This is a genomic window from Gillisia sp. CAL575 (assembly GCF_000403785.1).
Taxonomy (GTDB): Bacteria; Bacteroidota; Bacteroidia; order Flavobacteriales; family Flavobacteriaceae; genus Gillisia.
Genome location: NZ_APHJ01000042.1, coordinates 1 through 8582, shown reverse-complemented (window position 1 = coordinate 8582; position 8582 = coordinate 1). Strand labels below are relative to the sequence as shown.

Below are 8582 nucleotides of genomic sequence, written 5' to 3'. Positions count from 1 at the left end.
GTGGGCAATGAGGGATTCGAACCCCCGACCCCCTCGGTGTAAACGAGGTGCTCTGAACCAACTGAGCTAATTGCCCGCAAACGCTTGAATGCGGATGCAAATATAAGCTACATTTTGAATATGGCAAACTAAAATTTAAAAAAAAATAAAATATTTTCAGCTTTTAATAAAAGTAAAAATTCTAAACACCATAGCTAACACATAAACTCTGAATTAGTTGATTCAGCGTCAATCTTATAACAAAGTTATTTATTAAATCTAGCAGAGTGGGTTAAATATAGTCGGTAAATATTGAAATCTAAATTATAGAGTTAATACGTCGGCAACAACAAATGTACTACCTCCAATAAAGATTAGATCATCTTCATTTGCGTTATTTATAGCAACCTTATAAGCTTCTTTCACACTACTATAAATTTTTCCATTTAGATGGAATTGGGAGGCCTCCTGAAGAAGAATTTTTTCGTCTAGCCCTCTAGGAATATTAGGTTTGCAAAAATAGTATATCGCATCTTTAGGAAATATAGGCAAAACATCATCCAATTTTTTATCACTCACAAATCCAAGCACTATATGTAACTGGGTATAAGTTTCCTTTCTCAGCTGAGCAGTGACATAGGTTAAACCTTCTTTATTGTGAGCAGTATCACATACCACTTTAGGCTTTTCATGAAGCTGTTGCCATCTTCCTTGTAAGCCTGTGTTCTTAATAACAGAATTTAAACCTCGTTCTATATTTTCAGAAGAAATTTTAAAGCCTTTTAGAAGAAGAACTCTAGCTGCCACATAAGCCGTTCTAGTATTGTTTTGCTGATAATCACCTTTTAGGTCTGTCTTTAATTGAAGAGTTATTTTTGAGGCAAGAATAATTTCTGCTGAATGTTTTTCAGCTACCTTTTGAAAAACTGGATAGGTCTCTTTTTGATACTCACCAACAACCACAGGAGTTTTTGGCTTTATAATTCCAGCTTTCTCTATAGCGATTTCCTCTAGCGTATCTCCTAATATATTAGTATGATCCAAACCTATATTAGTGATCACAGATAATACTGGATTTATAATATTTGTAGAATCTAATCTCCCCCCTAATCCAACTTCAATAATTGCAATATCAACCTTTTCTTTGCTGAAATAATTGAAAGCCATTCCAACAGTCATTTCAAAAAAGGACAAATTATGCTGCTCTAAATAATTCTTATTGGAATTTATAAAAGTGATAACTTCATTCTCGGGGATTTCAACACCATTAATTTTAATACGTTCTCTAAAATCTATAAGATGCGGGGAAGTATAGAGGCCCACCTTATATCCTGCTTCTTGAAGAATTGATGCTAACATGTGGCTTGTAGAACCTTTCCCGTTGGTTCCTGCAACATGAATCGTCTTAAAGGTCCTATGAGGATTCCCTAAAGATTCTGATAAACTGATAATGTTATAAAGATCTTTTTTGAAGGCATCAGTACCTATACGCTGATACATTGGCAACTGTTGAAACATCCACTCAACAGTTTGGGGATAAGTAAGCACTATTCAGATAATTTAAAATTGTAGGTAATGTATCCCGTTTGCACAGAAGGTGCATTGGAATCGCTATTAAATCTTGTAGCCATTGCAGCTTTTCTAGCCGGTTCTGTTAAACAAGTTGCAGTATTTGTAGTTCCTCTCTGTCCAGGACTTGCACTTATCACTTGGCCATTTTGATTCACTGTAATCTTAACTACCACAAGGCCGGCCTCATTACAATCCTGCGGAATCTTTTCCTTATTTAAAGCTTTTCTTCCACCTAATCTATAGTTTCCATCACCATCTAATCCGGAACCATTTCCGTAATAAGCACTAGCATTTGGATCGCCATCTCTACTTCCCTTATCTCCTGCAACTCTATCATTACCTTCTCCACCGGCTGCAGTCCCATCGCTTTTTGGTCCGTTTAAGATACTACTCATAGCATCTGTAGTAGATTTATCTGGAGTAGGGTCTGGTTTCTTTGCAGGTGGTAACTTTTTAGGCTCCACTTTTTGCTCCTGAACCACAGGTTTTTTCTCTGCTTTTTTCTGAATAACCGGAGCTTCTTCAGATTCCTGAGTTACTACCTCTTCAACTTGTGTTTTAGGCTGAGCAACTACAGGAGGAGCAGATTTTTGTGGTGCAGATTTTATTGCTTCGGTAGGTTGCTTATCTCCAGAACCAACATCTGAAGTACCAAAATTAATTGCTATTCCATTTTCTGGTGGTGGATCTAAATATTGCAAGCCAAAAAACAATAATATAAGTATGAGCAACACGTGTAATACTACCGTGATGGTAAAAGATTTTTTTTCGTGTTTTGTATCTAGAAGGCTCACAGAGTTCTTATTATTAATTTACTTTTTCAGGTTTTACGGCAAGCACAATCTTATATTTATTCCTGTTCGCAATGTCCATTACGTTCACTGCTTTTTCTATTGGCACTCCCTCTTCAGCTCTAAGGATAATGGTGGGATCTTCTACTCCTGCCAATCTAGTGATAAGCGTGCTTTCTAAGGCACTATTGCTTACTCTGTCATTATCTATATAAACCTGTAGATCTTTCGTAATACTCACAGAAAGATTAGATTTATTAGTGGTCTTCCCCTTTGCTTTTGGTAAAATAAGATCCAAAGCTTCTGGAGTGATCGTAGGAGAAGTTAACATGAAAAAGATCAATAACAGAAATACAATATCTGTCATAGAACTCATACTAAAATCTGCGCTTACTTTATTTCGGCTTCTTAAGTTCATATTAAGCAGGTTCGTTTAGAAGGTCAAGGAAATCTACAGCAGTAGCTTCCATTTGATGAACCACTTTATCTGTTTTTACAACTAAGTGGTTATAACCTATATAAGCTATAATACCAACTATTAATCCTGCTACTGTAGTTGTCATTGCAGTATAAATACCTTCTGCAAGAGTTCCCATCTCTGCTTGCCCACTACTTGTTGCCAAGGTGTGGAAAGCCAAAACCATACCAATTACAGTTCCTAAGAACCCAATCATTGGAGCTGCTCCTGCGATGGTCGCCAAAATACTTACGTTTTTCTCTAATTTGTATACTTCCAATCGCCCCGCATTTTCAATTGCAGTATTGATGTCTTCTAAAGGACTACCAATTCTTGAAATTCCTTTTTCTGTAAGTCTGGCAACAGGAGAATTATTTTGAGCGCATCTTATTTTAGCCGATTCTATATTTCCGTTTAGTACGCTATCTTTAATTTGTAGCATAAAATTTGGATCTACTTGTGTGGCGGCTTTAATTGCGAATAATCTTTCGAAATAAATATATACGGCTACAAAAAGCAGTATAAATAAAATTCCGATAATGATCTGGCCACCCAAACCACCACTCATCATTAAATCAAATAACGAAAGAGTTTTCTCTTCTACGACAGGCTCAACCTCTAGGGCTGCTTGAGCAGCGTCGGCATTTTGGAAAAAGTTTAACATAGATAAAATTAGGTTTGTTAGTGTAACGTGAGAATGTAATTTTAATTGTTGTATTAAAACTATACTAGTTGTTTTAATGCTATTTCAAAAGCAGTACTACTTATTCCTGTTTTAGAACTGTTATTATTAAAGGTATTCTGGATTGCATTTTTTATGGTGATAGAAGTATCATTAAAAATAGCCTCATCGGTCATTTGTACACGCCTTTCCATAAAATAAGCAAATACTCTTGCCATCCCACAATTTGCAATAAAATCTGGTACTACACTTACTTTTTCGTCTGCATATTCCATTATAGGTCCAAAGAAAATTTCTTTATCTGCAAATGGAACATTAGCTCCACTAGAGATCATCTCCAATCCACCATTAATTAGCCTTTCTACTTGGTCTTTAGTTACCAATCTAGACGCTGCACACGGAGCAAATATGTCGGCATTTAAGTCCCAAATTTTCTCGTTGATCTCTTCAAAAGGAATTAAATTTGGATGTTTCAAGGTATTCCCATCTTTATTAAGGAATAGATCTTTGATTTCTTCAGAAGAAAATCCATCTTCATTTATCAATCCTCCTACCCTGTCTATAATTCCTATAACCTTAACTCCCATTTGAGACAAGTAATAAGCTGCTGCAGATCCCACATTTCCAAATCCTTGAACAATCGCTTTCTTTCCTTCTACATCCCCACCATAAATAGAATAGTAATGTTTTACAGCTTCAGCAACCCCATAACCAGTGATCATATCGGCAACTGTATATTTTCTAGACACATCTGGAGAATAGGTTGAATTTTCAAGAACTTTTATCACTCCTTGACGTAATTGTCCTATTCTATTAATCTTATCTGCTTCTGTTGGTTGAAAATGTCCATTGAAAACACCCTCTTGAGGATGCCATACTCCACAATTTTCAGTTATTGGAATTACTTCATGAATTTCATCTACATTTAAATCCCCACCAGTTCCATAGTAGCTTTTCAATAATGGAGAAACCGCTTTATACCAACGTTCCAAAACACCCTTTTTTCTTGGATCACTTGGATCGAAATTAATACCAGATTTTGCTCCACCAATTGCTGGTCCAGAAACGGTAAACTTCACCTCCATAGTTTTAGCAAGAGAAAGCACCTCATTTTTATCCAATCCCTTTCTCATTCTAGTTCCACCACCAGCAGCACCACCTCTAAGAGAATTTATAACTGTCCAACCTTCCGCATCTGTTTCAGCATCTTTCCAATTAAAAACGATTTCAGGCTCTTTATTTTCGTATATATCGAGTAAGTCTTTCATATAATTCAGTTTGAACGCAAATATAAAAAACAATTCCCCCCTATGGGAAAAATTATAAAATATTAGGCTTCATAAACTATACCTGCGCAATGATCATTTTCCGCTCCTGTAACGGAGCTCAATACATTAATTTCTTCCCTTAATTTTAGTACTCCCAAGAACCCAAAGATCACAGCCTCTTTAAAGTTTATAATTTCTGAAGCTGGAATAGAAACCTTAGCGGTTGTTTTTTGTTGAAGAAGTTCCATTAAATAAGTATTGAAGGCACCTCCACCTGTGACAAGCACTTCAACTTCCGGATCGTCTTTTATATTTTTCACTATTTCTGAAGCTATATGTTGGCAGTAAGTATTCAATAATGATGGAATATCTTCTTCAAAATTCCTCAGAAGAGGCAAAACCGAAGTGTTTACCCATTCTATCCCTAAAGATTTAGGAGCAGATAACTTATAAAAAGGAAGCGCATCCAATACCTTTTTTAAATCAGGATCAAATTTTCCAGATCTCGCAATTTTACCACCTTCATCAAATTCAGATCCTAGTTTTTCAGAATAATAATTAAGAACGGTGTTTACTGCACAAATATCATAAGCAATTCTCACCCCATCATTATTAGTAGAGACATTAGCAAACCCGCCTAAATTCAAACAATACGTATAATGTGTAAACAATAGCTTATCACCAATTGGCACTAAAGGTGCACCCTGACCCCCTAAGGCTACATCTTGAACCCTAAAATCGCAGATCACCATTTCTCCAATTAGCTCTGCAAGATGAGGAAGATTTCCTATTTGTAGAGTCAAACCATTTTCAGGTTCATGTTTAATAGTATGTCCGTGGCTACAAACTGCATCTAAGCCTTCAATTTTATTTTTCTGAATGAATAGTGTAATTAAACTGGCTAAATAATCTGTATACTCTTCATCCAATTCCATTAACTCAATAGGAGATAAATCTAAAGCAGTGCTCAGTTTTTCTTTCCATGATTTTGGGTATGCAATAGTCACTGCCTCCAAAATTTTAAAATCCCATTTTGCGTCTCTTGTAAAATTAATCCATGCAATATCTACTCCATCTAATGAAGTGCCAGACATAATGCCTAAAACCTTATACTCTTTAATTTCCATATTCGTAAAAATAATTATTCTTAATTGAATATTAGTAGTCAAAACGGTATCTTTGGACACAAAAAAAATTGAATTTTTAAAATAAGTTACCTAATGGATTTCAAACTTACAGAAGAGCATATAATGATTCGTGATGCTGCCAGAGATTTCGCTAATAGTGAACTTTTACCGGGAGTAATTGAGAGAGATGATAAACAAGAGTTTCCCACAGAGCAAATAAAAAAAATGGGAGAACTTGGTTTTCTAGGAATGATGGCATCTCCAGAGTACGGAGGTGGCGGAATGGATACCGTTTCTTATGTATTGGCAATGGAAGAGATATCTAAAATAGATGCTTCTGCCTCTGTAGTGATGTCTGTTAATAATTCTTTGGTTTGTTGGGGTCTAGATACTTTTGGAAATGAAGAGCAAAAAAAGAAATATCTTACTAAATTAACTACTGGAGAATCTATTGGTGCTTTTTGTCTGTCTGAACCAGAAGCAGGAAGTGATGCTACATCTCAAAAAACAACTGCAATAGACCATGGAGACCATTATATTTTAAATGGAACCAAAAATTGGATCACGAATGGTAACACGGCCGACTTCTATCTTGTAATTGCACAAACCGATCGTGAGAAGAAACATAAAGGCATCAATGCTTTTATTGTTGAAAAAACTTGGGCGGGATTTGAAATAGGACCTAAAGAAAATAAATTAGGAATTAGAGGAAGTGATACTCATTCTTTAATTTTCAATGATGTGAAAGTGCCTAAAGAAAATAGAATTGGCGAAGATGGTTTCGGATTTAAGTTTGCTATGAAAACTTTAGCAGGTGGAAGAATTGGGATTGCTGCGCAAGCATTAGGAATTGCTGGTGGTGCTTACGAATTAGCTTTGAAATACTCCAAAGAACGTAAAGCATTTGGAACTGAAATTTGTAATCATCAGGCAATCGCTTTTAAGTTGGCAGACATGCATGTTTCTATTGAAGCTGCTAGATTGTTAGTAATGAAAGCTGCTGTAGACAAAGACAATAGTGGAAATTACGATCTTTCTGGAGCAATGGCTAAATTATACGCATCACAAGTAGCAATGGATGTATCTGTTGAAGCTGTACAAGTACACGGAGGAAATGGATTTGTAAAAGATTATCATGTAGAACGTATGATGCGTGATGCAAAGATCACTCAGATCTACGAAGGAACTTCAGAGATTCAGAAAATAGTTATCTCAAGAAGTATCATCAACGGATAATTATCAAAATATATAATACAAAAAGCAGCTCTTTCGAGCTGCTTTTTGTATTTAGATTGATTAATAATTATTTATCAGAAATAATATTTTTAGTAAATACATCCTTGTCTGTTGTCACTTTTACAATGTATACTTGACTTGCTCTAGTTGCAAAGTCCAGATTCAAGTTAGTAACATCTCCTTTAGTTACTTTTTTCGCTTTATAAGTACTTAACAACCTTCCTTGCATATCAAAGAATTGGATACTCACATCAGATTTATAATCAAATTCATATTTGATATTTAATGTTTCTCTGAATGGTACTGGATAAGCGCTGAAGCTGGCAGTAAACGCAGCTTTATTGTTCTTACCTGGTTTACCTTTACCTGGTATTGTATCTACTGTACTAGGACAAGTACTTGAAGGAGCTGTAGTTGCACTACTTCCACCTAAGGTACAACCAGCATTATTCAGATTGTCCAAATAACTACCTGCTGCTCCTGCCTTATTAAAGTTTGTGTTCACATAAGCAATCAACTCTTCTGTAGAAAGAATCTCAAAATTTACATCACCATGACAAGTGTTTAATAAAGCCGCCACAGATTGTCTACCAAGGTTGTTAATTCCACCACCGCCTAAATTAAGCACTTCTAGAAGAGTTAAACCAGATAATTGTGAAGGAGCATTTGTAAATACGCTTCCATAAAGTGTACAAGTTGAATAACAAGTCCATCTATCTGTATGGTTTTTCCAGTATCCTAAAGTACAACCTTCGAAATTGTCGCAAATTGGGTTTTCTAATGTAACTTCTACTCTACCCGAATTACATCCATCAGAAGTTGAACCTGTGATTACATAATTTCCTGGTGGCAGACCTTCAAATCCATTAGCAGGTTGTTTAACTCCATCGTAGTAAGTGGTACCACCATCCGTAACAACATAATCGAAAAATCCAGTATCTATACCAGTATTATCTCCTACCCTGATCTTAATAGTCCCGACTAAGGTTTCACAATCCGGTTGAGTAATTTCTGGATTAAGCGTGAATGGATCATTAGGTAGAGGAGTTATAATCTCCACATCTAAATCATCAGAGACACAACCTTCATCTCCAATCCTAACAGCAATTGTGTGTGGCCCAACAGGCAGCGTTATTGTACCATCGTATATTATAAAGGCCGCTCCATCTAGACTATACTGTAAATTAACTTCAGGATCAAAGTTTTTAAACGTTATTCCTCCAGAACCTCCGATACAATCACCTTGCACTAAATCGAATTCAGGCATTAAAGGATTCGCATCTACATCAGCTGCTGCTTCTGCATAACCAATACAATCTCCCTGTCCTACTTTTACATTGATCACATCGCCATTGTTCTGAACTGCTGAATAGCTATTGGTTCCATCATTCTGAAGAACAGTATCTCCATCATCTAATAAATCATCACCATTCACATCAGTGAAGAAAATATAACTATCAAAACCAGCAG

The 8582-nt window shown here is 35.9% G+C and carries 8 protein-coding genes and 1 tRNA gene; 1 reads left to right on the top strand and 8 read right to left on the bottom strand.

Going from position 1 to position 8582, the window contains the following annotated elements; translation table 11 throughout:
• Position 1: 1 nt before the first annotated feature.
• The 7 genes from I130_RS14180 to I130_RS14150 form a co-directional block, all read right to left on the bottom strand.
• Positions 2–76 (bottom strand) — tRNA-Val (locus tag I130_RS14180).
• A gap of 227 nt (positions 77–303) precedes the next feature.
• Positions 304–1497 (bottom strand): bifunctional folylpolyglutamate synthase/dihydrofolate synthase, encoded by a 1194-nt coding sequence (locus tag I130_RS14175; protein WP_034924636.1) that lies wholly within the window; start codon positions 1495–1497, stop codon positions 304–306.
• Positions 1498–1526: 29 nt separating this feature from the next.
• Positions 1527–2345, bottom strand: a complete 819-nt coding sequence (locus I130_RS14170; RefSeq protein WP_034924633.1) for an energy transducer TonB — start codon at positions 2343–2345, stop codon at positions 1527–1529.
• Positions 2346–2358: 13 nt separating this feature from the next.
• Entirely contained in the window at positions 2359–2760 is a 402-nt protein-coding gene (locus I130_RS14165) for an ExbD/TolR family protein (RefSeq protein WP_034924630.1), read from the bottom strand.
• Between the two features lies 1 nt (position 2761).
• Positions 2762–3463, bottom strand: a complete 702-nt coding sequence (locus tag I130_RS14160; protein WP_034924627.1) for a MotA/TolQ/ExbB proton channel family protein — start codon at positions 3461–3463, stop codon at positions 2762–2764.
• Between the two features lie 59 nt (positions 3464–3522).
• Positions 3523–4749: a Glu/Leu/Phe/Val dehydrogenase dimerization domain-containing protein gene (locus I130_RS14155; protein ID WP_034924624.1), complete on the bottom strand. Its 1227-nt coding sequence runs from the start codon at positions 4747–4749 to the stop codon at positions 3523–3525.
• Between the two features lie 62 nt (positions 4750–4811).
• The gene (locus tag I130_RS14150) at positions 4812–5936 is read right to left on the bottom strand and encodes an anhydro-N-acetylmuramic acid kinase (protein WP_316928466.1); all 1125 of its coding nucleotides are present in this window, start codon (positions 5934–5936) and stop codon (positions 4812–4814) included.
• A 33-nt stretch (positions 5937–5969) separates the two neighbouring features.
• On the opposite strand from I130_RS14150, the gene I130_RS14145 reads away from it, so the two are divergent.
• On the top strand, positions 5970–7112 hold the full coding sequence (locus I130_RS14145) for an acyl-CoA dehydrogenase (protein WP_034924618.1): 1143 nt from the start codon (positions 5970–5972) through the stop codon (positions 7110–7112).
• A 67-nt stretch (positions 7113–7179) separates the two neighbouring features.
• Here the strand turns inward: I130_RS14145 and I130_RS14140 are convergent.
• On the bottom strand, positions 7180–8582 hold a 1403-nt coding region (locus I130_RS14140), incomplete at its 5' end, for a T9SS type A sorting domain-containing protein (RefSeq protein WP_034924615.1).

Bases quoted from the DNA above. Each gene is read 5' to 3' on its own strand.
- I130_RS14175 (WP_034924636.1), bottom strand. From the start codon at position 1,497: ATGTTTCAACAGTTGCCAATGTATCAGCGTATAGGTACTGATGCCTTC.
- I130_RS14155 (WP_034924624.1), bottom strand. From the start codon at position 4,749: ATGAAAGACTTACTCGATATATACGAAAATAAAGAGCCTGAAATCGTT.
- I130_RS14165 (WP_034924630.1), bottom strand. From the start codon at position 2,760: ATGAACTTAAGAAGCCGAAATAAAGTAAGCGCAGATTTTAGTATGAGT.
- I130_RS14145 (WP_034924618.1), top strand. From the start codon at position 5,970: ATGGATTTCAAACTTACAGAAGAGCATATAATGATTCGTGATGCTGCC.
- I130_RS14160 (WP_034924627.1), bottom strand. From the start codon at position 3,463: ATGTTAAACTTTTTCCAAAATGCCGACGCTGCTCAAGCAGCCCTAGAG.